The organism is Paenibacillus sp. FSL P2-0089, from assembly GCF_038595095.1.
GTDB classification, from domain to species: Bacteria; Bacillota; Bacilli; order Paenibacillales; family Paenibacillaceae; genus Paenibacillus_AQ; species Paenibacillus_AQ silagei.
The window spans coordinates 3,669,955-3,695,228 of record NZ_CP152006.1; the positions used below are offsets into that span (position 1 = coordinate 3,669,955).

21 protein-coding genes and 1 other annotated feature are annotated in these 25,274 nt (G+C 46.1%); of the genes, 15 read left to right on the top strand and 6 right to left on the bottom strand.

Annotated elements, in window-relative coordinates; all coding sequences use genetic code 11:
• Nucleotides 1-55 precede the first annotated feature (55 nt).
• The 5 genes from NST69_RS15120 to NST69_RS15140 all read left to right on the top strand — a co-directional run bounded on the left by NST69_RS15120 (nucleotide 56) and on the right by NST69_RS15140 (nucleotide 8,611).
• Nucleotides 56-1,795 carry a histidine kinase gene (locus NST69_RS15120; RefSeq protein ID WP_342549920.1) on the top strand — a complete coding sequence of 580 codons (1,740 nt, stop codon included), beginning with the start codon at nucleotides 56-58 and terminating at the stop codon, nucleotides 1,793-1,795.
• Nucleotides 1,795-3,417: a response regulator gene (locus NST69_RS15125; protein ID WP_342550181.1), complete on the top strand. Its 1,623-nt coding sequence runs from the start codon at nucleotides 1,795-1,797 to the stop codon at nucleotides 3,415-3,417. Before NST69_RS15120 ends, NST69_RS15125 begins: the two co-directional genes overlap by 1 nt.
• A gap of 99 nt (nucleotides 3,418-3,516) precedes the next feature.
• On the top strand, nucleotides 3,517-5,733 hold the full coding sequence (locus NST69_RS15130; protein ID WP_340952770.1) for an FAD-dependent oxidoreductase: 2,217 nt from the start codon (nucleotides 3,517-3,519) through the stop codon (nucleotides 5,731-5,733).
• 17 nt (nucleotides 5,734-5,750) lie between these two features.
• Nucleotides 5,751-6,959: a GDSL-type esterase/lipase family protein gene (locus NST69_RS15135; RefSeq protein WP_342549921.1), complete on the top strand. Its 1,209-nt coding sequence runs from the start codon at nucleotides 5,751-5,753 to the stop codon at nucleotides 6,957-6,959.
• 188 nt (nucleotides 6,960-7,147) lie between these two features.
• Nucleotides 7,148-8,611 (top strand): alpha/beta fold hydrolase, encoded by a 1,464-nt coding sequence (locus tag NST69_RS15140; RefSeq protein ID WP_340952768.1) that lies wholly within the window; start codon nucleotides 7,148-7,150, stop codon nucleotides 8,609-8,611.
• A gap of 323 nt (nucleotides 8,612-8,934) precedes the next feature.
• Here the strand turns inward: NST69_RS15140 and NST69_RS15145 are convergent, their stop codons facing one another.
• Nucleotides 8,935-9,777 (bottom strand): AraC family transcriptional regulator, encoded by an 843-nt coding sequence (locus NST69_RS15145; protein WP_342549922.1) that lies wholly within the window; start codon nucleotides 9,775-9,777, stop codon nucleotides 8,935-8,937.
• A 229-nt stretch (nucleotides 9,778-10,006) separates the two neighbouring features.
• Between NST69_RS15145 and NST69_RS15150 the strand changes: the two genes are divergently transcribed.
• The 6 genes from NST69_RS15150 to NST69_RS15175 all read left to right on the top strand — a co-directional run bounded on the left by NST69_RS15150 (nucleotide 10,007) and on the right by NST69_RS15175 (nucleotide 14,904).
• Nucleotides 10,007-10,867 (top strand): hypothetical protein, encoded by an 861-nt coding sequence (locus tag NST69_RS15150; protein ID WP_342549923.1) that lies wholly within the window; start codon nucleotides 10,007-10,009, stop codon nucleotides 10,865-10,867.
• Between the two features lie 203 nt (nucleotides 10,868-11,070).
• A complete protein-coding gene (locus tag NST69_RS15155; RefSeq protein ID WP_342549924.1) occupies nucleotides 11,071-12,138 on the top strand; it encodes a DHA2 family efflux MFS transporter permease subunit in 1,068 nt (355 codons plus the stop codon).
• A gap of 77 nt (nucleotides 12,139-12,215) precedes the next feature.
• Nucleotides 12,216-12,491 carry a hypothetical protein gene (locus tag NST69_RS15160; RefSeq protein ID WP_342549925.1) on the top strand — a complete coding sequence of 92 codons (276 nt, stop codon included), beginning with the start codon at nucleotides 12,216-12,218 and terminating at the stop codon, nucleotides 12,489-12,491.
• A 36-nt stretch (nucleotides 12,492-12,527) separates the two neighbouring features.
• Nucleotides 12,528-13,700, top strand: a complete 1,173-nt coding sequence (locus NST69_RS15165; protein WP_342549926.1) for an NAD(P)/FAD-dependent oxidoreductase — start codon at nucleotides 12,528-12,530, stop codon at nucleotides 13,698-13,700.
• 54 nt (nucleotides 13,701-13,754) lie between these two features.
• The gene (locus NST69_RS15170) at nucleotides 13,755-14,441 is read left to right on the top strand and encodes a helix-turn-helix domain-containing protein (protein WP_342549927.1); all 687 of its coding nucleotides are present in this window, start codon (nucleotides 13,755-13,757) and stop codon (nucleotides 14,439-14,441) included.
• A gap of 37 nt (nucleotides 14,442-14,478) precedes the next feature.
• Nucleotides 14,479-14,904: an SRPBCC family protein gene (locus NST69_RS15175; RefSeq protein ID WP_342549928.1), complete on the top strand. Its 426-nt coding sequence runs from the start codon at nucleotides 14,479-14,481 to the stop codon at nucleotides 14,902-14,904.
• A 411-nt stretch (nucleotides 14,905-15,315) separates the two neighbouring features.
• Here the strand turns inward: NST69_RS15175 and NST69_RS15180 are convergent, their stop codons facing one another.
• The 3 genes from NST69_RS15180 to NST69_RS15190 form a co-directional block, all read right to left on the bottom strand.
• On the bottom strand, nucleotides 15,316-15,732 hold the full coding sequence (locus NST69_RS15180; protein WP_342549929.1) for a VOC family protein: 417 nt from the start codon (nucleotides 15,730-15,732) through the stop codon (nucleotides 15,316-15,318).
• A 70-nt stretch (nucleotides 15,733-15,802) separates the two neighbouring features.
• Nucleotides 15,803-17,572, bottom strand: a complete 1,770-nt coding sequence (locus NST69_RS15185) for a HAMP domain-containing sensor histidine kinase (RefSeq protein ID WP_342549930.1) — start codon at nucleotides 17,570-17,572, stop codon at nucleotides 15,803-15,805.
• Nucleotides 17,569-18,294 (bottom strand): response regulator transcription factor, encoded by a 726-nt coding sequence (locus NST69_RS15190; RefSeq protein ID WP_076075192.1) that lies wholly within the window; start codon nucleotides 18,292-18,294, stop codon nucleotides 17,569-17,571. Before NST69_RS15190 ends, NST69_RS15185 begins: the two co-directional genes overlap by 4 nt.
• Nucleotides 18,295-18,503: 209 nt before the next feature.
• On the opposite strand from NST69_RS15190, the gene NST69_RS15195 reads away from it, so the two are divergent.
• Together NST69_RS15195 and NST69_RS15200 are read left to right on the top strand one after the other, a co-directional pair.
• Nucleotides 18,504-19,508 carry a M23 family metallopeptidase gene (locus NST69_RS15195; protein ID WP_342549932.1) on the top strand — a complete coding sequence of 335 codons (1,005 nt, stop codon included), beginning with the start codon at nucleotides 18,504-18,506 and terminating at the stop codon, nucleotides 19,506-19,508.
• A 77-nt stretch (nucleotides 19,509-19,585) separates the two neighbouring features.
• Nucleotides 19,586-20,263: an MBL fold metallo-hydrolase gene (locus NST69_RS15200; protein WP_342549933.1), complete on the top strand. Its 678-nt coding sequence runs from the start codon at nucleotides 19,586-19,588 to the stop codon at nucleotides 20,261-20,263.
• Nucleotides 20,264-20,283: 20 nt separating this feature from the next.
• Here the strand turns inward: NST69_RS15200 and NST69_RS15205 are convergent, their stop codons facing one another.
• Complete coding sequence (locus NST69_RS15205) at nucleotides 20,284-20,847, bottom strand: GNAT family protein (protein ID WP_339257012.1); 564 nt, start codon at nucleotides 20,845-20,847, stop codon at nucleotides 20,284-20,286.
• A gap of 33 nt (nucleotides 20,848-20,880) precedes the next feature.
• On the bottom strand, nucleotides 20,881-22,257 hold the full coding sequence (lpdA, locus tag NST69_RS15210) for a dihydrolipoyl dehydrogenase (protein WP_342549935.1): 1,377 nt from the start codon (nucleotides 22,255-22,257) through the stop codon (nucleotides 20,881-20,883).
• Nucleotides 22,258-22,419: 162 nt separating this feature from the next.
• On the opposite strand from lpdA, the gene NST69_RS15215 reads away from it, so the two are divergent.
• On the top strand, nucleotides 22,420-23,010 hold the full coding sequence (locus NST69_RS15215) for a TetR/AcrR family transcriptional regulator (RefSeq protein ID WP_342549937.1): 591 nt from the start codon (nucleotides 22,420-22,422) through the stop codon (nucleotides 23,008-23,010).
• Nucleotides 23,011-23,069: 59 nt separating this feature from the next.
• Nucleotides 23,070-23,313: a binding site (T-box leader), on the top strand.
• A gap of 69 nt (nucleotides 23,314-23,382) precedes the next feature.
• The gene (locus tag NST69_RS15220; RefSeq protein WP_342549938.1) at nucleotides 23,383-25,248 is read left to right on the top strand and encodes an alanine--tRNA ligase; all 1,866 of its coding nucleotides are present in this window, start codon (nucleotides 23,383-23,385) and stop codon (nucleotides 25,246-25,248) included.
• Nucleotides 25,249-25,274: the final 26 nt, after the last annotated feature.

Genomic DNA, 25,274 nt, shown 5'->3' on the forward strand with positions numbered 1-25,274 from the left:
CTTTATTGTCATATGCTATGATTTGTTCCATACCGATGCAGAAGGAAGATGATCGATGCGAAGAAGAATTAGCCTGCCTTTAAAATTATTTTTGATCGTCTTTGCCTTTGTATTAAGCTGCATCATCTTGATCAGCCAATTATCTTACCGCTATGTCCAGAAGGAAATAAGAACCACGGATGTGTATTACACCAACCAAATTCTTGACAAGATAGACCAGTATTTCACCGTTAATTTTTCCTCCTTCCAGACGATCCTGTTCTCGGTGGAATCATCGGTGAAAGCCAATATTGACAATACGGACGTAATTAAAAAGCAATTAAGAGAGCTGTATGAACTCAACAGCAGTTACGTCAGTAATATTTATCTGATCCAAAGCGATTTATCCATTCTAGGCGGAAGCACGGCTACCCGGATATTCGATGAACCTTTAGCTGAAAGAGAACCCTTGTTTGCTGCCGCTGACCAGAACAGAAGGACAACCTTTGTCAGCGACCCTTACAAATCTAAATATTCCGGCTGGACCGTTACCATGGTCCGGTATCTGAACGGCACTCCGTTTCCTATGGCCATTGCGGTAGATTTGGATCTCAATGCCATTGAAGAAACCTTGTTCAAGATTAATAGACAAGAACAAATGAATCTGGCTCTAATCACCGCATCGGGTAAAATCATTGCCGGATTTTCGGGAAATAAAGGCTCCCTGAATATTCAAGACCATACGTTTTCAATCGGTGAAACGTCAGCGGAACAAATTCTGGATACCGCAGAAACAAGCCTTCAATTGCACACCAAGGAGGGAGCTCAGGTCTCCCTGCTGAAAAAACCGACGGAAAAGTTCAACTGGACCATTATCTCAATCAATGATGAATCACGCTTGAAAGCGGCTTTGTCCAGATTGGAAACCTATTATATCGAGCTTCTGGCTGCGGGTTTTCTCTTAAGCCTGTTCGTTTCCTTTTTTATTGCCAAATATATAAGGACTCCGCTCTACGCACTCAAAACAAAAATGAAACGGGTGGAGCAGGGTCTCCTGACAACTACTATATCTATTAACCGAAACGATGAGTTTGGCGATCTCTCCCGGGCATTCGATCGTATGCTGCAGCAAATTGTGGAACTGATCCGGGGAGCAGAGCTTCATCATGACCTTGAACGCAAGCTGGAAATTCAAGTGCTGCAGTCGCAAATCAACCCTCATTTCCTGTATAACACGCTTGGTTCTATCAGCAATGTCATACGGCTCGGACAGATTGAGAAAGTAGATGTGGTGATCGAGTCTCTGATTTCAATCCTGGAATACGGGATCGCCGACGCTTCGGAGAAGGTCTCACTGCGCCAGGAGCTGCAAAATGTATCGGATTATATCGCGATCCAGAACATCCGTTATAACCGGAGCTTTCAATTGATTGAAGATCTCGAAGCAGGATTAACAGACTTTCCGGTATTTAGAATGCTGCTGCAGCCGCTTGTGGAGAACAGTATCTTCCATGGTTATAACGGAGGGGGGATCGAAGGCCCTATTACTATTCATGCGTACAGAGAGGGCGGCAGGGTCATCATAGAAGTCGTTGATCAAGGCGAGGGTATTCCGGCTGATACCATACAGCATATTTTAACTTCAGAACCCAGTGATGTGGAAGTGAAAAGGAAAAGAATCGGATTAAACAATATTCATGACCGGATCAGACTTCACTACGGAGAACAATTCGGACTCCAAATCACGAGCATACCTAAGGAAATAACCCGTGTTCAGGCCGTATTCCCGGCAGGCTTGTTTAAAGGAGATGCATGATGGTGAGAGAATACACCTGCTTCATTGTTGATGATGAGGATCTGATCCTTCAGCGGCTGGAATTGTTTTTTCAAGAGCTCTCCCTTAGGGATAAGCGATTTCATCTGGTGGGCAAAGCGAATAATGGGCTGGAGGGGATAGAGGAGATCGTAAAGCTTAAGCCGGATATCGTGATATCTGATATTGTGATGCCGCGAATGGACGGGATTTCCATGATAGAGCAGCTAAAGTCAACGCTCCCCCGTACCCAGTTCATTCTTTTGACCGCTTATTCCTCCTTTGAATACGCCCAGAGAGCGATTCAAGCCAACGTAATGGAGTACATTGTTAAGGTTCCGCTCAGGGAAGCGGATTTGAACCGGGCTTTAGATAAGGCAGCCGGGAATTTAAATGAGCTTAAGAAAAAAGAAGCGGAATTTCAATCGTTAAACGTATCCGTGCTTGAAAATAAATATAGAGTCCGCAAGCAGTTTTTTAACGAGCTAATCAGAGGGGAAATTCCTTCTCACCGGGCATCGGATTTTGCCAACCGCATGCAGTTTCATTTCTTCCAAGCTAATTATTGCTGTTTTATTGTCGAAATGAACAGGTATGAAAGTTTCCGGAACGCTTATTCAGCGTCTGATCAAAGCATCCTGAGGTATGCGATTACGAATATCATCGAGGAAACGGTGATGAATGGGGGCAGTGGTGTAGCTGCGGATTTATCCGCTAACCGTTTTATTGGCTTCCTATCCTGGGAGAATAACCGCAGTGATCTGGAAACGGAATATGATTGCCAAGCATTAGGGGGGCAGATCGTCTCCCATTTGCACCAATACTTGAATGTAAGGGTATCTGTCGCTTTTGGAGGTCCGCACCGGGGCTGGGAATCGATCAAACAAGCTTACACGGAAGCACAAAAGGTGAGTGATGATTTCTATTATCATACGGAGAAAGCAGTAAAAACACCTATGCACCGCTTCCATTACCATAATGACAGAAAAGAAGAATTTCAGCAGAGGCTGGCTGAATTTCTTGACGGGCTGAAAAGAAAGGTCTCCAAGGATGAGCTGGAGCAGGCCTTTGCTGATCTGAACCAGTTCGTTACGGACCATAAAATCCATAAGTCCATCATGGTGCCTATGCTGCGGGACTTGTACAGAGACATTACGGTGAAGTTTAAATCAGGAAACAAGCTGACCACGGAGGTAGCAGAGTTTCCCATCGAGTGTATGTCTTTCCGGGAGCAGCTTGCCTATATTGGCGACTTCACCTACGACTATGTACACGCCGGCCAGCTTTTACACCGCGCTGAAATCATGAGTGCTATACAGTTTATAGAGCGTAACCTGAAACAGCGGTTAACGCTCGAGGCGATTGCCGAGGAAGTGAATTTAGCTCCATCGTATTTTAGCAGCTTATTCAAAAAAACAATGAACGAGGGCGTGATCACTTACATCAACCGTAAAAAAATCCAATTAGCTCTCGAGCTGTTAAATGTTCGGGATTATTCAATATTGGAATTGTGCGAGGAAGTAGGGATTGTGAACGAAGGTTATTTTTGCAAATTATTTAAAGAATATACGGGGGATACGCCCAAGCAATACCGGATTAAAATGACCCGGTATGAATCCGGATAACCTTGCAACAATCGTATAATTTTTTCGTGAAATTATGTAAAAAAAAGCTCCACAAAAAGCTTACCATGAGAGAAGGATCTAATCATGGAGGTTATCAAAATGGAGCTTATTAAAGCAGATGTAACTGTCGTAGGCGGAGGTATTGCCGGGATCTGCGCAGCCATTGCTGCCGCACGCCAAGGGCTGCAGGTCTCACTTATAAATGACCGGCCGGTCCTTGGGGGAAATGCGAGCAGCGAGGTCAGGGTTCATATCAACGGGTCGGCATATCTCGGAAACAGTCCATCCTATTATGCGCGCGAGGGCGGATTGGTGGAAGAGCTCAAGCTGAAGATTTTTCACTATAATCCGTTGTACAACAAGAAGCTTATGCTTTCGCTTTCGGATACGGTCTTGCTCGACATGGTCTATGGTGAGGCTAACATTGCTCTATTCCTGAATACATGTGTGCATGAAACGGGGATGGAGAACGGCAGAATTAAGTGGGTGGAGGGTCTTCAATTAGCTTCCGAAAGAAAATTCCGTTTCGAAAGCCGGACCTATATCGATTGTTCCGGAGATGGCATTGTCGGCTATCAGGCAGGGGCTCACTTCCGGCAGGGGAGAGAGGCGAAGCATGAATATAAGGAAGAATTGGCACCTGAAGTGGCGGACCATTACACCATGGGCGATACGATCCTGTTTCAGGCCCGTGACGTAGGGTATTCCGTTCCCTACCAAAGACCTGGCTTTGCGTATGATATTACGAAGCTGGCTTTTTTCGATAGTATCAGACAAGGCTTAAACCACCGGTCATTTCCAAGGAAAATCAACGGGCTTGGCGGATTGTGGTGGCTGGAATACGGCGGGCATCTGGATATTATCAAGAATAATGAAGAGATCGCCTTGGAACTGCGGAAACTGGTGTACGGAATTTGGGATTATATCAAAAATAGCGGCGAATTTGATGATGTAGCCAATCTCATACTGGATTATGTATGCCCGATTCCGGGAAAGCGGGAGTCCAGGCGGTTTATTGGTGATCACATGCTGTCCCAGAACGATCTTACCACAAAGCCGCATTTCGAGGATGCTGTATCCGTCGGCGGATGGTATATGGACTTACATGCCAATAAGGGCATCTACGATGAGGGGCCGGCTACAGCCTGGAATTTCGTGCCCGGATTGTACAATATCCCTTTCCGCAGTTTATATTCACGAAATATTCCTAATCTTATGTTCGCCGGCCGCAATATAAGTGCTACCCATGTGGCCTTCGGATCAACCAGGGTAATGGCAACCTGCGGTTGTATGGGACAGGCGGTGGGAACGGCTGCTTCGTTATGCTTTAAATATGAGGCAGATCCTGCGGCTATAGCTGAGGATCATATGAGTGAGCTGCAGGCGCTGCTGCTCCGGGACGGACAAACGATTGTAGGGCTTCAGGAGGAATTGGACCCGTACTTCGCTGACGGATTAACGATTCGTGCTTCATCTCAGCGCAGCTACGACAATCTTCATCCAACCGAAGAGCTTTCCCTGGAGACAGGGTTATGTCTGGTCCTGCCGATTCAGACATCCGTAGCTGAAAGCGTACGGATCAAAATTAAAAACAGGTCCGGGCATCCGGAAACCCTGCAGGTGAAGCTGTTCGGCGGGGAACGGAAGGAAAATTATATTCCCGTCAGCGGGTTGAAAGACTACAGCTTGGCTGTTGCACCCGGTCATGACGACTGGATTACGCTGGACCTCGGCTGCCAGAAACCGGCTGACGACAAAATCTACATCGTACTGGAAGGTACGGCGGGCCTTGCCGTATACGGCAATGAAGAGAAAATGACCGGAGCGGTCAGCTTCTATTATAGACCGGAAGAGCCGTCCGGACTGAAGAAATTCAATAAGAGCATTTGCTTCAAGGAGCTGTTGCCGGCCCAGGATATGTATAATCCGGGGAATGTCGTCAACGGCTTCTCCAGACCTTATGGTCTGCCGAACAGCTGGATTTCTGAGCGTACGGAAGGACAGGAATGGCTGGAATTTGGTTTGGCCAGCCCCAAAAATGTGGACGAAATCCAGCTTGTTTTCAACCCGCAGCTGAATTTGGAGCATTTCGACGATCCGATTGAGTCTCTGATCCAAGATTATGAGTTGACCTTAACCTTAGAAGACGGAAGCGAGCGGACAATCATAACCCGCGGCAATTATCTCACCCTGAACAAACATAAGGTGGACGCGAAAGCGGTCACCCGAATCCGTTTTGATTTCTATGCGACGTATGGTTCGCCTTATTTTGAAGTGTTTGCTGTAAAATGCTTTGCTCCTAAAAACGATAAGTGAGGTCAGGTGAAGTCGAGATGAAGGATGTATTCCCTCGAAGAGGGCTCCCTAATGTCATTCAGAAGCTGGAAAATGGGGATACGGTCACCATCGTCTATTTCGGTGGCAGCAATACGCGTTCTGAAGGATACAGGGTTATGACGGCGGATTGGCTTCGTGGGCAATATCCCAAGGCGGATATCCGCGCGGTGAATGCAGGTATTAACGGGACAGGCTCGGATCTGGGCTGTGCCCGTGTGGAGACAGATGTACTGCGTCACCGGCCTGATCTGGTATTTGTTGAATTTGTCGGTAACGATGGCGGAGATCCCGAATCCAAGGCGCGGATCGAAGGGATTGTCCGTCAGATCCGCAAGCGGAGCCGGTTTACCGATATCCTGTTCGTGTATACGCTGAAGGAGCGGGATGTGGCCTTGTTCCAGTCCGGGGAATACCAGAAGGGCGCTCTAATGCAAGAGGAAGTGGCTGACTATTATGGGATTCCATCGATCCATCTGGGCGTAGCGGTCAGTCATCTGGTGTCGGAGGGACAACTCGTGTTCACCTCAAGAGAAGACGTATCCATTCCCGGCGCCGTTATTTTTACGCATGATTCGATCCATCCGACCATTCCCGAAGGACACCAGATTTACACGGATACGATCACCCGGTCCTTTGAGCTCATTAGAGAGCTTCAAGATCAGCCGGGAAGGTTCGTACATCACCTGCCTCAGAATCCGCTGGTCCCCGCTAATCCTTGGGAGTATGCGGCCATGCTGCCACTGGATAGTCTGACTACTTTTTCTGCAGGATGGTCATATCTGACACCGGGTGATTCTGCTCTAGCTCGCGAGTACAGCTGGTTGTTTCCCGGCCTGTGGCGGGCAGCCGATCCTGGAGAGGCGGTCACGGTGCAGTTCGAGGGTACCCGTATCGGATTATTCGATATCGGAGGGCCTGATTCCGGCAGATTGAAGGTGTCGGTGGATGGAGGGGAACCCTTTATTATCGATCGGTTCACCAATTACAACGATCATAATCGTAATCAGTATGTATTCCTGCCGGAGCTCCCGAACGGGCAACATACGGTTCGCTTCGAGCTCGATACCGGCAAGACAGACAAAGCGGCCGTGTTCGAGGCATCCGGCAATGAACGGAGCAGTGAGCATTTCCGGCAGCATCCGGATTGGTATGATCAAACGGTGATCCAGCTTGGGAAGCTGTTACTGGTGCAGCCTCCCTTATAATGGCTCATTCGACATTGTACAATGGATGAACCCTCAGGAACGCTATCCTAGCGTCCTGAGGGTTTTTAGCTTTTGATGCATTTCTTTTGTCCGTTCATATTCAGTTCATATTGACGTCACGGGGAATACACTTTCATTGGTTAAGCTTACATCTTAGCAAAAGAAGAAGTAGAAAGAGAGGGTGTCAAATGAGATTATTTGAGATACTTTTAGTTCTATCCTGTTTCGCGCTGCTCGCAGATCTATTGTTTATCAGAAGAGGGGCAAAGACAACAGGACTGGTTTTGGGGATAGGAAGCAGCGTTATATTAGTAGTTCAATTATTTGTAGAGGGATACAGATGGCAGTTGCTTTTGGTATATATGATGACGGCGTTACTCATACTCATCGTTATACTCAGGCATTTAGGCAAGATGGGAAATATAGGGAATATAAAAGCAGGGAAGCTGTTGAAATATAGTTCATCTTCCATCATCGTCATTCTGCTTGTTATATCTACCGGCTTGTCTGTATACTTGCCAGTCTTTCATTTGCCGAAGCTTGAAGGTCCGGAGAAAGTGGGTACTCAAACCTTTCATTTTACGGATCAGAACAGAGATGAAGTCTTAACTGCAGATCCAAGCGATAAGAGGGAACTAATGGTTCAAGTGTGGTACCCTACTGCAAATAGCAGTAACAAGAAGAGTGAAGCTCTTTTTCCAAAAGATAAAGAAATGTTCAAAAAGTATATCCAGACCTATTCTAATTCATTAAACCTACCAGACTTTGTATTCGATTACTGGAAGTATAGTAAAACCAACTCTTATGAAAATGTAGAAATATTGCCTTCTACAAGTCCTTATCCTGTGGTACTGCTATCTCACGGTATGGGAACCAGTCGGGTTCTCCATGCATCACAGGCCGAGAATCTCGCCAGTCACGGATATATCGTGGTCACTATCGATCATACGTATAGCACCTTTGCTACCATTTTTCCGGATGGCCGTGTAACGGACTATACCACCAAGACGACTACCGTAGAAGATCGCAGAAGAATCGGTAAGATATGGACGAAAGATGTGGAGTTTGTAATCGACGAAATTGAAAAGCTGAATTCAGGTGCAATCGAAAGTCAATTTAAAGGAAAAATTGATCTAGATCATCTGGGCGTAATGGGGCATTCCTTCGGTGGGGCAACAGCGTTTAACACAACTTATGTAGATCCTAGAATCAAGGCCGGGGTCAATATGGACGGGTCACTGATCGAAGTGGACAATAGAGATGATCTAAACAAGCCGTTTATGTTCATAAGATCCGGAGTTTTTAAAGACTGGTTGACAGATTTCAAGAAGGGGACCAATCCGGATAACGAAGTCACTAAACAACTTGAAGAAGAGCTGCACATTATTAAAAATGTGATCAATCAGGGAGGGCCTGCGATTTATATAGAGGGTACCCAGCACTTCAATTTCACGGACCTTCAATTCTATTCTGAACTGATTAAACTGACTGGAATCACAGGAGATATTAATGGTAAAAGAGGATCAGACGTCGTAAATCACTATGTCCTCGATTTCTTTAATAAGGAATTGAAAGGAGAAGGGGGACAACTATTGGAGGGGCCAAACGACAGTTATCCCGAAGTGAAATTTATAAAGCCGGAAGAGCTTTAATATGAAACAATATACGATTTTGATATAATTACAAACGATTTCGGGAGCAGCACTCCCTTCTTTATACTATTCTGAGAATAGAAATAAGAAGGGGGTGCTGCTTATGATCGTTCAGGCTGCGATAGGAATTCTGTTGATTCCATTCCTGTTTTTCGGTATACGGGCAATAGTTCATTCTATATGGTGTGACAAACTAGCCAGACAGCAGGATAAACGGTTCACTTATTATATCAGTCAAGAATACGTTGACGGCAAGGAATGCCGTCGTTAAGAATCGTTGCCGGCAGCAGCAGATTGCTTGCGAAAGTCTTGCGGGATCTGTCCTAATTGTTTACCGAACACATACGAAAAATAACTTGCCGTTTGAAACCCGCAGGCATGGCGATCTCTCCAACAGGCATCTTTGTCTCTTTCAGCATCTCACAGCTTTTTTGAAGACGGTAGCGGGTCAAATAATTATTGGGTGTCCATCCAACATGCTTTTTAAATAGCTCACAACATCTGCTTCTGCATACTGAACCGGCGGCTGCAATCTCATCAATGGTTAGTTTAGCGTCATAATGCTGGTGAATATACCTGGTCATTTTACGGATTGTCATCCATACCTGTTCATCATTCGGATTGCCCGGTGCCTGCTGTATATGATCGGCTATACCCGCACATATGGACACAGCCTGGGATAATAAGCGGAGCAGGTTCCCTTCATTACTGTGCACCTCATCATACAACTCAGTTAGCGCGAGCAGAATCGCATGCTGCCAAGACGTTTGGGAAGATAACAGTAAATAATCGTCGGTGCCGGAAGCGAATTTTTCTTCAAGATATGCTTTTCCCGCAAGCGTGTTTTCGCCCAGAAGGGCAGGATGAATGACGATGACCAGAAAAGTACAATCACTCTTCGCAGCAGAGAAGCCATAGTGGAGGCGTTTACTGTTAACGAAAATTCCATTCCCTTTATCGAGATGAACCGTTTGTCCATTCACATAATAATCCATTTCCCCGTCCAGCACTACAATGAACTCCAGGTCCGGATGCCAATGATACGCGGCCGCGAAGCGGTCAAATTGATGCAGCGCTCCCTTTTTAGCATACAGCGGGAAACCCGGCAGATTATAATTCAGTCTTTCGGATAAATCAGAGAATACCTCAAGGGCGAATTTATCCATAGCTACACCTCACTAGTGGATTATACGATTTTGACATAATGATAACTGATTCTGGAGGGTAAAACAAAAAAATGTCATAAGGATGGGATTTCCAAAGCAGAGGATAGTTGTATAATAAAGCTTGGAAAGAACTTTTCTGTTTTTGCTACATGTAACCTACTCATGGAAATATGCTAGCAAGATTGGTAGAGACCTTTACTATGGGTAAAAAAGCGGGGAGAAAGCATCTATGAAACAAAAGAGTTTGATTTATTCGCTAATGTTAGCACTTATATTATCGGTCGTATCTGGGGCTGGAAATATAAGTGCGGCTGCACGGAACATTACCGACATTGTCAAAGTAACCACACCTAGTGAGATTAAAATTGGAGAGTGGAAGTCATACGAAATAGCCATCACTGACTGGACAGATGGAGACGTTGCAGACCATGATTTTACTCCGATTTCTTCAGATGAGAATATTATAAAGGTTGTCCGGAAAACGAAATGGGTTTCTGAACTTCATGCCTTAAATAAAGGGACTGCCACCTTAACTGTCAATATTGGAGAAAAGTTTGAACCTTATATGTTCACTGTTCAAGTGGTCGATGATTATACAGTTAAGCCTGAAACAACTCCTACACCAACTCCTGAACCAACAAGTCCAGGAGTCAAAAAATCACCTACCCACGAAGAAGTTATGGTTAAGGACTTTGAAGAGTATAACAAGCAATTGCAGATTATAGGAAAGTATGAAAATAAAGCCATCACTTTGTATAATGAGCTAATTGACTTAGGAATAAAAGACTCAACAAGAAAAACATTTTTTCTTTCTCTAAGCAATACTGTAGTGCCCAACTATACTAAGTTTGTATCCGGATTGAAGTACCTAAAAGTGAATAATGCAGAGTTAAAAGAAATGCATAATCATTATCTAGCAGGGGCAAAACTCCAGTTAGAGGGGTTAACTATAATGCGGGATAGCCTGAAGACAACCAAAATAAATTATTCCAAATTCGAAGCAGGTTACAATAAGGTTGGAGAAGGAGTCAAGCAATTGAATAAAGCGGAGCTTCTCATGGATAATTACGGAAGTAAATACATCAAATAAATCATAAAAAGAACCCTTATATTCATATAAGGGTTCTTTTTATGATTCTAAGAAAAACGCACACCATAACGAACATCATTCTTGACGAACAGTGTTCGTTATGGTATAAATAGTTCAAATCCATTATTCATGCTGGATAGCTGTTCTGAAGCTTGTATTACTGTAACTTCATACGCTTATTTAAGGAAAGGAGAAGAGCGTTTATGTCAGAGACAAAGGATAGCGACAGTATGAAACCAGCCTTTTCCTTAAAGCAGATACTGCCCATAATTCTCGCAGTTGCTTCAGGGATGTTCCTGGTGATCTTAGACAGCACTATCATGAATGTAGCCGTGCCGAAATTAGTAAGTGCCTTCGATACCAATCTTAGTACGATTCAGTGGGTCATTACGGCGTATACCTTGTCTTTATCGGCAGTCATTCCGTTAGCCGGCTGGTTCTCTGACCGTTTCTCGCCCAAACGGATGTTTATGATTAGCATTGTGTTATTTGTTCTTGCTTCTGTACTGTGTGCAATGGCAACCACTCCTACTCAGCTTATCGTTTTCCGCATCATTCAAGGTCTGGGCGGGGGCATGGTGGCTCCCATCGGAATTGCCACTGTATTCATGGTCGCTCCTCCGGACAAAAGAGGATCTGTCATGGGCATCCTCGGGATCCCAATGCTGCTTGCTCCCATTCTAGGCCCCTTATTGTCGGGCTGGCTGATCGAGTACATCAACTGGCACTGGATCTTTTTCATCAACGTTCCGGTTGGCATCTTGGCTTTATTCATGGCCTGGAGGTACTTACCTGCATCGGATGCAAAATCGAACAACAAGCTGGATGTAATCGGCGCGCTTTTGGCTCCGGTTGCCTTTACTTCCATTGTGTTTTCTGTTCATCAAGCAGGTGAGAAGGGGTGGTCCAATCTATGGACGTTAGCTCCACTGGCATGGGGTCTCATTATACTGGCCATCTTTATATGGAATGAGCTCAGGCAAAAGCACCCGCTGCTGGAGCTAAGAGTATTCCGTTCACCTACCTTTGTACATGGCATTTCTGTCGCCTGGCTGAATCAAATTGCTTTATTCGGGAGTATTCTGTTATTCCCGCTGTATTTACAGCAAGTGAGGGGGCTAACTCCTCTTGAGGCTGGATTATATGTGATCCCGCAAGCCCTGTTATCTACTGTCGGGATTAATGCCGGCGGCCGGTTGTTTGACCGTTTCGGTGTTCGCCCGGTAGCCATCATAGGTATTCTGAACTTTGCGGTTCCTTACTTGCTCTGACACAGATTGATGCCCATACGAGTTCTCTATATATTATTTGCAGCTTTGCTTTTGCAGGACTTGGGCAAGGATTAACAATGATGCAGATCAATACACATGTCCTCCGATCAGCTCCCAAGGAATTAATAAGCCGTGTTACTCCCATCACCACTTCAGCCCAGCAAATCATGTCCTCCTTCGGCGTTACCATCACGATGGCTTTTCTGGCCAAACAAATCAGGGGACTTCCCGCACAGCATTCACCCGATCAATTAGGTCATGCCTTCGGCTCAACCTTCTGGATTACTTTGGGGTTTGCAGTTAGTGCATTGGTTTTATCTTTGTTTTTTGCAGGCAAGAAGCAGGTTTCTTAAGAAAATAACTATCTATACAAAAGGAGATGTCTACACATGACAACTGTTCATTCGACTGAACAACGCCGGATCGCAATTATTGGAGGTGGACCAGGGGGGCTAACGCTTGCCCTGATTCTGCAAAAGCATGGTATTACCTCGACAATCTATGAACGTGAGCATAAGAACCTAAGCCATGAACGCGGAGGCTCCTTAGATATCCATGAAGAGTCCGGGCAGCTCGCACTGAAGGAGGCCGGATTATATGAAGCTTTTCTGCAGGCAGCACGGTTTGAGGGCGAAGACTTCCGGCTCATGGATAAGACGGGGACCCTATACCTGGATGAAGTGGCCGACGAAGAGAGCTCGGAAGGGCAGAGACGCCCGGAGATTGACCGTGGTGTGCTTTGTGACTTACTCTTAAACAAACTAGATCCGTCTACCATACAGTATGGCTATAAACTGGAGAAGGTGGTGTCTCTGGGCGAGGGTAAGACGGAGCTTCATTTTGAGAATGGACATATCGCTGTGGCAGATCTTGTAATTGGTGCGGATGGTGCCTTTTCCCGCGTTCGTCCTCTGCTTACGGATACAGACGTGGAATATTCAGGTCTGACGATGCTGGAGCTTAACGTAATTGCAGCCGATCACCCGGATCTGGCCGCATTTAACGCACGTGGCAAGATGTTCGCCCTGGATGATCACAAAGGGATTCTGGGCCAGCTGAACGGCAACGGACGGATCAAAGTATATGCAAGCTTCAAGGTAGAGCGGGACTGGTTAGACGAAATCCGGAACGATAATCCGCAGGAGACGAAGGCCAAGCTGCTTGAGCTGTTTCACGATTGGAGTGAGCCGCTCAAGAATTATATCCGGTATGCCGAAGATGCGGTTGTACCCAGACGGATTTACATGCTGCCCGTCGGGTTTCGCTGGGAACACAGCGCTGGTGTCACATTAATCGGTGATGCAGCACATGTCATGTCTCCTTTTGCCGGAGAAGGGGTGAATCTTGCGATGCTGGATGCGCTGGAGCTGGCTCTTGCCATTGTAAGAAATAAGGACACAGCTGGGGCAATTGAAGAATATGAAGAGAAAATGTTCCAGTATGCTTCAGAGAAAGCATATGTATCTAACGAAAACCTCATCCTGAGCTTCTCGGAGAATGCCGCTCCAAAGTTCGCAGCACTCATGCAATCTTATCAAGACCTGTATGAGCAGCAAGGCTGATGTTATCTTCCATGATGTATTTACTATTGGCTTCCGGCATGTTATAAGGAAAGTATGATGAAACCTAAACGTGAAATTGTGAGCCGCCGTAACCGGCCAGCCAAAGAACCCCTTAGTCATGAATTGATTGTCAAGACCGCGTATGAGCTGCTGAAGCAGGAAGGGACCTCCGGCATGAGCATGAGGAAGGTAGCCAAGCAACTGGACACTGGACCTTCCTCCCTCTATGTGTACGTCAAAAATTTGCAGGAATTGAGTTCTTATGTGCTTGACCTTGGTCTCGGAGAGTTGAATCTGCCGGAGCTGACGAACGAGAACTGGAAGGAGCAGTTATTTCAAGCGCTGCAGGCTTATGCAGAACTGCTTATCGAGCAACCTGGATTAGCTGAGCTATCCCTACAGACGATTCCCATTGGGAATCATGCTTTTCGTCTGAATGAGTATTTACTTACCGTCCTCCAGAAAGGCGGAATCACCTCTACGGCCGCTGCTTGGGGAACGGACCTGTTGCTCCTGTACGTGTCTTCCATTGCGTTGGAGAAGGCTAAGAGAGCAAGCGAACTGATGGAAACTGCCCAAAGTTACTATAATGAAGCAGATCCGGTACGGTTTCCGCTCATGAACAGTCTGAAGACTGATTTATTCTCGGGGGATACCGCCTCCAAGGAGAGGTTCTTCTGGGCCATTGAAGTAATACTCCAGGGGATATTGCACAAACAGTTGGGAGACAATGGTAAGTAACCAAGCGACGAAGTTCATGAGAGAGGTGTCTATTGAAATGGAAGAGAATCAACCGGCGAAAGTAACCGTACAAACTGTGGTACAAGCCCCTATCGAGAAGGTATGGCGCTACTGGACTGAGCCGGAGCACATCACGAAGTGGAATCAGGCCTCCGAGGACTGGCATGCGCCAAGAGCCGAGAACAATCTGCGGCCTGGCGGAACCTTTCTGACACGGATGGAAGCAAAGGATGGCAGCATGGGCTTTGATTTTGGCGGCGTATACGATGTCGTGAATCAGCATGAGGTGATCAGCTACACCATAGAAGACGGAAGAAGAGTGGAGATTACGTTCGCCCGTCAAGGGAATGAGACGAAGATCATTCAAACGTTCGATGCGGAAAACGCCAATCCCGTCGAGCTCCAGCAAGCAGGCTGGCAAGCGATCATGGACAATTTCAAATCCTATACTGAAAAAAACTGATTAGAACAAAATCACCCTAAGGGATGAACAAGATTACCTTCGCGCGGCCTGAATGTATGCTGTTTTTCACTTACATTCAAGCCGCATGCCTACTTACGAGCCCAATGTATGTTGTTTTTCACATACATTCGGTCCATATGCCTGCTTGCGAGCACAATGTATGCTGTTTTTCACATACATTCGGTCCATATGCCTGCTTGCGAGCACAATGTATGCTGTTTTTCATATACATTCAGGCCGCGTGCCTGCTTGCGAGCACAATATATACTGTTTTTCACATACATTGGTCCATATTCCGCTGTACCGACAATTGTATTCGGTTTAAAACACTAAACTATCAAAGAAGACGCCGGGGAAGATGCCCGGCGTCTTTCTTTTGCAGCCTTAGTACGAGTGTATTCGTCGTTAGCCTCAACCCTGTGCCGCGTCCATGCCCATATAGTTAATCGCCCACAGATGGCCGTCCAAATCCACGAAGCCCCAATGATACATGAATCCATGATCTTCAGGCTCAGCGTGCAATTTCCCGCCTAAGGAGAGTGCGGTGTTCACGATTTCATCAACCTTGTCCCGGCTCTCGAATTCCAAAGCAATCGTAATCTGCGCATACTTGCCCGTATCGACGGCTTCCTTCTCCGTGAGTGTAAGAAAGAAGGCTTGATCGATCAGCATGACCTGCAGGTTGTCGCCGATCAAGAGGGCTACCGAAGTCTCGTTATCCGGATATTGCGGGTTGAGCTCAAAGCCAAGTCCAGTGAAGAACACTTTCGATTGGGCTACGTTTTTAACAGGCAGGTTGAGGCTCGTGAATGCGGACGTTAATGCCATTAGCAGAACACCTCTTCGTCATATATTTTCAAATATTTTCTTATGATTATACCACATTGGAACCTCTGGATTATTTTCTTCCAGCCCTCGAACGGGCGTCCCATATCAAACGTATTTCTGTCCCCTCTTCGGGATTCGATCGAACCTCAATTCGCCCTTGCATGGCCTCAATCAGCCCTTTGGTTACCGCCATGCCCAGGCCTGAGCCGACATCGGGCGCACCTGTATCTGTGCCGCGATAGTATCGTTCGAACAGCTTCCACACCGTCTCCTGATCCATACCGCGTCCATTATCGGCAAATTGAACGATGAAATCGCCTGCCTGTATACCTGGCTGCACACTTACAATCAGCTTCGCCTCCGGCGGATTATGCAGCAAGGCGTTGGCGGTCAGATTATCAACGATCCGTTCAAAGGAGGGGACGTGTACATAACCCTGTACCCCAACCGGGGCGGGATGGAACGTAATGCGGCCCACTCCAAAAGCCGGGTTCCGCTCAGCACGCTGTACCAAATCCTGCAGCAGAGCATTGATATCCGTTAGCTCAACAGGAGGCTGGTATCCGCCGCTGCGCAGACGATATGTCATGGCCAGGTCGCTTACCAGCCTGTCCATGTACATGGACTTGTCCACCATAATGCCCGCGAATTCGCGTACCTCTTCCGTAGTCCACTGGTATTTCTCTGCCTCCAGCATGTGTGCATAACCCTGGAGCGAGGATAGCGGTGTCTTCAGATCATGGGTAATTCCAGCAATCCATTCCTCCCGCAAAGAGTCGGTCTGTTTGCGGAGTTCTTTATCCTGCTTCAGGGTAGCGGATAACGTCTGGATGGAATGTAACACTTCCGTATATACCCGATAGTTTCGCCGCCATCTCCCGTTCTTCTTCTGGCTAAGCGGCCTGCCGCGGGGGCCGGCCGGCTCCTCATATTGTCCCCTTTCAAGCCGCTGCAGCCATTGCAGCATATGGAGCATCGGATACCCGAACAGGTTGGCATACCAGACAGCAAGCAGGATCAGCAAGCCGATAATAGATACCAGAAGCGCAATCAGGGCAGGACCAAAAATAAACCCGAAGGGGTTCTCATTGCTACCTGCCGGCTTGCTCCCAAGAGGAATACTCAGCATCCAGGTAGAATGATTCTGCTCATCATAGCTGGTCACTGTACTCACTCCATACCGGATGGGGTATCGTGTACGCAGAATCAGATCCTGGATACTGTAGCTGTCAGGGATCCCTGTTACGGGCTTATTGAAAGAAGTAACCTCCAATCCCTGTTCATCCAAAATCTGAAGATAGGCATCCGCCGAGCGGATGATTTCCTGCTGCCCGGATGCCAATTCCAGCTTGTTATTGGCATAACGGCCCCCGTTATATGCTTGCTCCAGCATGGTTACAGCCTGGTTGTTCTCTCCATACAACAGGGTGAAATTAATGCCTTCTCTTTCGCGGATAAGCAGATATAGCCGGTAGGGAAAGGGCTTTTGTCCTTGCCAATAAGATATGAGTTCTCCAGGTTTATAGTGATTCGGCACATCGGAAGGGGTATGAAAAGCATCCAACACACGACCCTGCTCATCGAGAACCTGAAGCCAGCCGTTGTTTTCATCAATTCGCTTCAGCAACCCCGGATCATACTTAACACTGCCGTCCGGCAAAATCTCTGCTGTACTGATTAGCTGGTCGAGTCCGACAGTGGCAAAATCTTCAACAAGGCTGGCCTCATTCAGCTGCTGAATGACCCAGTAAGCTATACTTCCGCCGATGATCAAGATCAGAATCACCGTACCTGCAAGCAGGCCAATGAACCGCGTCATCAATCTGCGTCTTACACTCATCGCCCAGATCCCATGTCGGACTGAATGAGCTTATACCCTAGCCCGCGAACGTTCACCAATAATTCAGGGTTGGAGGGATCAGCCTCAATACGCTCACGAATCCGGTGAATATGTACCATGACGGTGTTATCATCCGAAATGGCCTCCGATCCCCAGACCCGCTCATACAATTCAGACTTGGTGAAGATACGATTGGGATGTTTGCAAAAGAATAGCAGCAGCTGGTATACCAGCGCAGGGCAGTTCACGGGTTGACCTTCGACTCTGAGTTCACCGGCTGGCTCCATAACCTGGAAGCGCCCATAGTCATAGATCCCTTCCCGCGGCAGTTTTTCCGCTTCCGTCTGTCTGGGCAAATATCGTCTCAGCAGGGATTTGATCCGTGCGACTACTTCCAGCGGGTTAAAGGGTTTAACGACATAATCGTCTCCGCCAACCGCGAAGCCGGTCAGCTTGTCATAATCGGTGGTTTTCGCTGTCAGAAAGAGAATAGGGGCATCTGTAATTTGACGCAGAAAAGGGCAGATTTCCAGCCCGCTTCGGCCTGGTAGCATCACGTCCAGCACGATGCAGTGATAGGTTTTCTTTTCACATGCAGCAATTGCGTCTTCACCGGTAGTGACCGTATCAATATCCAGGAATTGCTCCTTGAGCAATACCGTTCGGAGCATATGCAGAATCGCCTGTTCATCATCAACAAGCAAAATTGAAACTTCATCCATGGCGAAATAGAGCCTCCCAGCTTTTTATATAAGTATCATACCATTCTGAAACACTGTGCTGCTTGCCGGTAACCTTAACGGATGCTTAATTTTGGAGAGGTAGCCCGCCGCAAAGTTATGATAGTCGTAAGAGTAAGTTAGACGGCAGATAAGATTGATGTCGTACACTGGACTGTAAAGATATCGTTCAAACAAAGGAGTGCAGGGAAATGACTAGAGGATATTCGAAAAGCTGGAAGGGGCTTGCCGCAGTTCTTGGTACGTGTGTGATGCTGTCTGCGTGCGGCACTTCGGAAGCATCTGAACCACAAGAGCAATTACCGGTAGAACAGACAGCCGAGGAGGACGCAATGATTACACCAGACAATTTCATGGATACCTTAATGAAGGGATCGAAGGAGGACATCTACAAACAGATGAGTCCGGAGCTACAGGAAATCATATCGCTGGACGAATTCAAGACGACTGCCGATAGCTTTATGGAAGGCACTGCTTCATGGGAGAAGGTTACCGAGTTTAAAATGAACCATCTGGTTGAAAGCTCATGGAAGGATCAGACGGGGACAAAGGGGATTCAAGCCTCTTTTGCCGAAGATCACCAGATTGCGGGGCTGCTGATTCAGCCGCTTGAAACGCATGAAGCAACGGATAAGGCGATGACCAAGACTGCATTCCAGTTTCCGATGAAGGGCAAATGGTTTGTGTTCTGGGGCGGAAACGATGTGTTATCCAACTATCATTATGCTCATGAAACCCAGCGCTACGCACTCGACATTATCCGCACACAGGATGCTTCAAGCTATCAAGGTGAGGGAAAAAACAACGAGGACTATTATGCTTTTGGTGAACCGCTCTATGCAGCCGCAGATGGCAAGGTGGTTGAAGTCAAAAATGACATCCCCGATAACACGCCGGGCGTGATGAACGCTGAAGAACCGGCAGGGAATGTTGTGGTCATCGATCATGGAAATGGGGAGTTCAGCATCACAGCACATCTCAAGAAAGGCAGTGTAGCCGTCAAAAAAGGGGATAACGTACAGCAGGGGGATCTCATCGGACATCTTGGTAATTCAGGGAACTCCAGTGAAGCACACTTGCATTTTCAGGTATCGGATGGGCCCGATCTATTCACTTCCCGTTCGGTTCAGATCCGCTGGGCCGATCAGAGTCAGAAGCTGACACGAGGGAATTCTTTTCAGGGACTGCCCGAATAGAGAGTGTAAAAAGTGTTGACTTTCGGCTTCCTATAAGTAATATAATATACCTACTTATAGGAAAGGATGATGAAGGAATGTCCCTGTCTCAGCCGAATACCGGAATTAAAGCGATAGAGCTGCAAATGGGATCATTTATTGTATATCCAACTTTGTTGTGGGATGAACGGAATCTTGTACTTGTGGATACTGGCATTCCCGGGCAATTGGATAAAATCCGTAAGTTACTTGAAACGGAAGGCTTTGGACTAGATAGGCTGACGCACATCATCATTACGCATCAAGACAGTGATCACATTGGCAGTCTGCCGGAGCTAGTTCAGGCCAGGGGGAACGAGTTGACGGTGCTCGCACATGAGGAGACTGTACCCTATTTGACGGGTGCGCTTCCGCTTATTAGAGGTACAACTTTTGCACCGTCCGTGCACGTTCATACAGCACTAAAGGATAGAGATATTCTGCCCCTGGCCGGCGGTATTCAAGTCGTCTTTACACCTGGACACACACCAGATCATATATCGCTATATCATATCCCAACTCAAACGTTAATTGCCGGCGATGCATTAAATTCGAAAGCTGGTAAGCTCCTGTCCTTTGACAACTATTACACGTTGGATCATCCGACTGCGTTGAAGTCGATTGCCAAACTGCTAGAGCTGGATATTAAAAAAGTGATCACATATCATGGTAACGAAGTTACACATAGAATCAAGGAAAGTCTCCAGAAAATAGTAAATACAACAACTTCTATTTGACCTGAAAGTTTCTTTTGAAATCAGTTTTGTTTGTTAAGCCACTCCGATCGCAGCATTGCATATTGAAATTCATCTACCCAAATGCCTTTGGACATGTAATTTTCGAGCAGGTGTCCTTCACGTCTCATGCCTAAACGCTCTAGCACTTGAATCGATTTTGTGTTCCTCACATCGGTAAAAGCGATCAGCTTATGTTTATTTAGTAAGCCAAACACATAGTCAATCAGGGCACGAAGCGCCTCATTCATGTATCCTTTTCCTTGATGCTCAGGTGCTAGAGTGAATCCTATCTCAACCATTCGGGGTTCATCTGCGAGTGTGTGAATGGCACAATCACCGATTAATTGATCTGACTCCGTTAGAGCAATTGCATATTGGAACCAAGTCCCGGGCTGATCCGGGGAATGTACTATTTGTCTGCTGATAAATGCTTCAGCTTCTTGAAGCGTATAATGATCCCAGGATTGAAAACGGGAAACCTCTGGATTCGTCCGGTATTGATAAAAAGAATGTACATCCTGCAAATCAAACTTTCGAATAACAAGCCGGTCGGAAACGCAATATACTTCGTTTGATTTCTCCATAAGTAAACCTCCTGCATCAATAATTTTCGTTTGTTACAATCTGCGGTGGGCTTGTTCTGCGGCCTCCATGATGATTTCGCCTAAAGTTGGATGCGGATGAATGGTCATGGCCATATCTTCTACCGTTGCTCCCATCTCAATCGCAAGGGATAGCTCAGATATAAGAGTAGATGCTTCAGCGCCTACAATCTGTGCACCTAATACAAGACCAGACGCAGCATGAGCGACGATTTTGACAAAGCCTTCGGTTTCTTTCAGAGCCAGCGCACGGCCATTAATAGAAAAAATAGATTTTCCAACGACAACAGGAATCGATTGTTGTTTACACGCCGTTTCGCTAAGACCAACGCTCGCAATCTCCGGGTGAGAGAACACAACCAGCGGAAGAGCTTTGTAGTCGATGACAGAGGGTTTACCCGCGATCGCTTCTGCTGCAATTTTTGCTTCATATGAAGCTTTATGAGCCAAGGCAGGGCCTTGAACAATATCTCCAATGGCATAGATATGCGGGATAGATGTTCTGCACTGCTTGTCAATCTTGATCAAGCCTTGTGGAGTAGGGGACAGACTTATATTTTCAAGACCCAAGGTTCCATCTGTGTTCGGTTTCCTGCCCACCGTAATTAACGCATATTCAGCTTGAACAACATGGTGTTGATCCTGACGCATATAATGTAGATTGATGTGACTCGTATATTGGTCTGCTCCTGTAACCTTAGCTTCCGTTAAGATGGTTATCCCGTCCTTCTTCAGTTGACGAACGACAGGTGCGACAAGCTCTGCTTCAAATCCGGGTAAAATCTGTTCACCGCCCTCAAGCATCGTAACTGTGGTTCCAAATCTCGCAAACATCTGACCCAGTTCCACGCCAATATAACCGCCGCCAACTACAACAAGGCTCTTAGGAATACCGGCCAGCGATAGCGCCTCAGTGGATGAAAGAATCCGTCCGCCGAAAGGAAGAGCGCTGATTTCAATCGGACGGGAACCGGTTGCCAGAATGAGATGTTTGAAGCCTATTCGGCGCTCATTCTGTTCAGCGTGATGAATTTCAACGGTATTCGCGTCTATCAAGCTGGCTTCTCCTTCGATAACTGTCACACCTGCTGTTTTAAGTAAAAACCGAACTCCTCCAGACTGCTTATCCACCACAGCTTGCTTAAAGAACTGAGCCTCCTGAAAAGAAGAAGCTTCGTCAACAGTATACCAGTGTCTGCGCAAATGAATACGCTCCGCTTCAGCAATCAGCGCTTTGGAAGGAATACAGCCTACATGTGTACATACCCCTCCGATCTGGTGGCGCTCCACAATGACTGTTTTCATGCCCAGTTGTGACGAACGTAATGCGGCTACATAACCGCCAGGCCCCGATCCAATGACCAGGGTATCTACAGCTTCTAATGAGTTCATGATGAGTACCTCCAAAATAAAATATGATGATCGTAATATATTATAATCATCATATTTTAAAAGAGTCAACACTTCATAATAAATTGACATCAAATAATATGATAATTATAATATTTTAAAAACATTCATAAATACAGACTTATACAAAAGGGAGAGAGCAGGATGCCTTATCCGAAAGGACACAAGCTCAAAGTTCGAAGCCATATTATTACCAGCGCAGCCAAAGCATTTCGCACCCACGGCGTGCGGAATATTAGTCTTCCCCATATTATGAAAGGTGCTGGACTGACGCACGGAGGATTTTACTCCCATTTTGCAAATAAAGATCAGCTTGTGATGGAGACCTGTCATTTCGCAATTAGTGACACCATCGACACACTTCAGAGAATTGCAGACCAAAATAAAAATGAAGATCAGACGCCGATTGAGGCCGTCATTGATTTTTACTTAAGCCCTCTGCATCGGGATCAGACGGAAGCCGGTTGTATCTTACCTGCTTTATCAGGAGAGGTTGCCCAGCTACCGGAAAATATTAGGCAAGCGTACACACAAGAGCTGCAACGTTTCATTGCGTTTATTACAAATATGGCTGGGATCGATCCCTCTAATGGTTATGCGTTGGTGAGCAGTATGGTGGGTACTGTGGCACTGGCAAGGGCAGTTAGTGATGAGAAGTTCAGTGATGCTTTATTACAGGCAGGTCGTGTGCAATTCAAACAAATGGTAAGCGCCGGCTCCAGGTTCCCCAGTTAGAACGGAATTGTTATTTGACGAAGTAAGTTGATTGTGCTAGCATTGCTTTAACTTAAAACGAAAAGGCTATGATGAGAAATAGTAACTATTAAGGATCTCACAGAGAGAAGATGGTTGGTGCGAATCTTCATTGATCTAATAGTGAAGCAGTCTCGGAGCTGTGGACCGAACAGAGGAATCTTAGTAGGCTTCAACGGAGTTCCACCGTTATTCAGGAAACAGTATCGGAGCAATCCCGTACTGATAGAGCGCAGAGCAATCTGAAGTTAGGTGGTAACACGGACATAATCGTTCGCCCTAAGTTGACAAGAAACATGTCAGCTTAGGGCTTTTTTGTTTTAAGCATAACTAATATTTAATGGAGGGTTTAGAATGACACCAGATGAGTTGAGACAATCCTATGTTGATTTTATGAAAAGAATAGGGGCTAGCCAAGTGCCTTCTTCTAGCTTGTTACCGGAAAATGATCCCTCAACGTTGTTTACAGGAAGCGGTATGCAGCCGATGGTTCCCTATTTATTGGGGGGAAAGCATCCGATCGGCAATGAGATTGCTAATATTCAGAAGTGCTTAAGGACAGTGGATATTGATGAAGTAGGGGATACGTCGCATCTGACATTTTTTGAAATGATAGGCCGTTGGGAGTTCAAAGCTAATGAACATAACTATAAGCAAAAACAAATCGATGCCATTTGGCATTGGCATATCATCGAATTAGGAATTGATCCGGGCAGGCTGTATATCAGTGCTTTCGCAGGAAGTGATGAACTGAATATACCGAAAGATACGGAAGCCCTTGGGCTCTGGTCAGCAAAATTCAAATCCGTCGGGATAGAACCCATCATTGAAGATGATCCCTGGCAATATGGGGCATCCAGAGGCGGGAAAATATTCTTATACGATGAAAAAGAAAATTGGTGGAGCCGGGCCGGAAGTCCTCTCCATATGCCGGTTGGTGAACCGGGTGGACCCGATAGTGAAATGTTTTATGATCTTGACCCAAGCGGTGATCCACTGGATCATCCTGCTTCTGAAAGCGACAGATTCCTGGAAATTGGGAACAACGTATTTATGTGTTACACAAAAGGAGAGACCGGATTCGTAAAAATGCAAAATCCCAATCTGGATTATGGAGGCGGATTAGAAAGGGTGGCTACAGCCCTTAACGGGGACAAGGATATTTACAATACGGCTTTCTTCCTTAATCCCAAGAACAAGTTGATGGAGCTAAGCGGTAAATCCTATGCTGACGATCTAAAGTCCTTTAGAATCATACTGGATCATGTGAGAGCGGCTACGTTTCTCATTAATGACGGTGCAGAGCCGGCAAATAGTGATGCAGGGTATATAACAAGAAGGCTATTAAGAAGGGCCATCCGTGCGGGTAAAAAAATAGGGATACAAGGAAGCTTTGTGGGTCAGTTGTCTGAAGTTTATATCGATGAAGCAACAGCTTATGAAGATTTGATCCGCAATAAAAAGAAAGTAATTGAAATCGTAAATAAGGAAGAAAGTCTTTTCTATAGAACATTACAGCAAGGAGAATTTGAAATACAGAAGCATCTGAAGAATAAGGGTAAAGTTACGGGGGCAGATGCCTTTTATTTTTACGAAACCTATGGATTTCCCTTGGAGTTGACAGAAGAGTATTTAACTGAAAGTGGATATAGCATGGAAGACAAGGCGTCTTATACAGAAGCGGCAAAGAAACATGCTGAAATGAGCAGAACTGCTTCTGCGGGTAAATTTAAAGGTGGCTTAGCTGAACATTCCGCAGAAACAACCGCGCTGCACACGGTATCTCATTTGCTACTTGCGGGGTTAAGGGAAGTTCTAGGTGATCATGTTCACCAACAAGGAAGTAATATTACTTCCGAACGATTACGGTTTGACTTCAACCATGATGAAAAACTTTCCCCCGAGCAAATAGCTAAGGTGGAGAAGTATGTGAATGATGCAATTTCATCGAAAGCAGTTACCTCTATTTCAGAGCTGCCTAAACTTGAAGCGAAAGAAAGTAATGTGGAAGGAAACTTTTGGGATAAATATCCGGATATCGTTAAGGTGTATACCATCCAAGATCACGAAGGGAAAGTGTGGAGCCGGGAAGTATGTGGAGGGCCTCATGTAGAAGATACCACAAACTTAGGAACATTCCGTATTGCAAAAGAACAATCTTCGGCTGCTGGAGTCAGAAGGATTAAGGGAGTAATTAAAGATAAAGCAATTCGGATTTAATCCGAATTGCTTTTTTACTGCTAATA

Excerpts from the sequence above, each read along its gene's own strand:
- NST69_RS15120 (WP_342549920.1), top strand. The coding sequence starts at position 56 with ATGCGAAGAAGAATTAGCCTGCCTTTAAAATTATTTTTGATCGTCTTT.
- NST69_RS15125 (WP_342550181.1), top strand. The coding sequence starts at position 1,795 with ATGGTGAGAGAATACACCTGCTTCATTGTTGATGATGAGGATCTGATC.
- NST69_RS15130 (WP_340952770.1), top strand. The coding sequence starts at position 3,517 with ATGGAGCTTATTAAAGCAGATGTAACTGTCGTAGGCGGAGGTATTGCC.
- NST69_RS15135 (WP_342549921.1), top strand. The coding sequence starts at position 5,751 with ATGAAGGATGTATTCCCTCGAAGAGGGCTCCCTAATGTCATTCAGAAG.
- NST69_RS15140 (WP_340952768.1), top strand. The coding sequence starts at position 7,148 with ATGAGATTATTTGAGATACTTTTAGTTCTATCCTGTTTCGCGCTGCTC.
- NST69_RS15145 (WP_342549922.1), bottom strand. The coding sequence starts at position 9,777 with ATGGATAAATTCGCCCTTGAGGTATTCTCTGATTTATCCGAAAGACTG.
- NST69_RS15150 (WP_342549923.1), top strand. The coding sequence starts at position 10,007 with ATGAAACAAAAGAGTTTGATTTATTCGCTAATGTTAGCACTTATATTA.
- NST69_RS15155 (WP_342549924.1), top strand. The coding sequence starts at position 11,071 with ATGTCAGAGACAAAGGATAGCGACAGTATGAAACCAGCCTTTTCCTTA.
- NST69_RS15160 (WP_342549925.1), top strand. The coding sequence starts at position 12,216 with ATGATGCAGATCAATACACATGTCCTCCGATCAGCTCCCAAGGAATTA.
- NST69_RS15165 (WP_342549926.1), top strand. The coding sequence starts at position 12,528 with ATGACAACTGTTCATTCGACTGAACAACGCCGGATCGCAATTATTGGA.
- NST69_RS15170 (WP_342549927.1), top strand. The coding sequence starts at position 13,755 with ATGATGAAACCTAAACGTGAAATTGTGAGCCGCCGTAACCGGCCAGCC.
- NST69_RS15175 (WP_342549928.1), top strand. The coding sequence starts at position 14,479 with ATGGAAGAGAATCAACCGGCGAAAGTAACCGTACAAACTGTGGTACAA.
- NST69_RS15180 (WP_342549929.1), bottom strand. The coding sequence starts at position 15,732 with ATGGCATTAACGTCCGCATTCACGAGCCTCAACCTGCCTGTTAAAAAC.
- NST69_RS15185 (WP_342549930.1), bottom strand. The coding sequence starts at position 17,572 with ATGAGTGTAAGACGCAGATTGATGACGCGGTTCATTGGCCTGCTTGCA.
- NST69_RS15190 (WP_076075192.1), bottom strand. The coding sequence starts at position 18,294 with ATGGATGAAGTTTCAATTTTGCTTGTTGATGATGAACAGGCGATTCTG.
- NST69_RS15195 (WP_342549932.1), top strand. The coding sequence starts at position 18,504 with ATGACTAGAGGATATTCGAAAAGCTGGAAGGGGCTTGCCGCAGTTCTT.
- NST69_RS15200 (WP_342549933.1), top strand. The coding sequence starts at position 19,586 with ATGTCCCTGTCTCAGCCGAATACCGGAATTAAAGCGATAGAGCTGCAA.
- NST69_RS15205 (WP_339257012.1), bottom strand. The coding sequence starts at position 20,847 with ATGGAGAAATCAAACGAAGTATATTGCGTTTCCGACCGGCTTGTTATT.
- lpdA (WP_342549935.1), bottom strand. The coding sequence starts at position 22,257 with ATGAACTCATTAGAAGCTGTAGATACCCTGGTCATTGGATCGGGGCCT.
- NST69_RS15215 (WP_342549937.1), top strand. The coding sequence starts at position 22,420 with ATGCCTTATCCGAAAGGACACAAGCTCAAAGTTCGAAGCCATATTATT.
- NST69_RS15220 (WP_342549938.1), top strand. The coding sequence starts at position 23,383 with ATGACACCAGATGAGTTGAGACAATCCTATGTTGATTTTATGAAAAGA.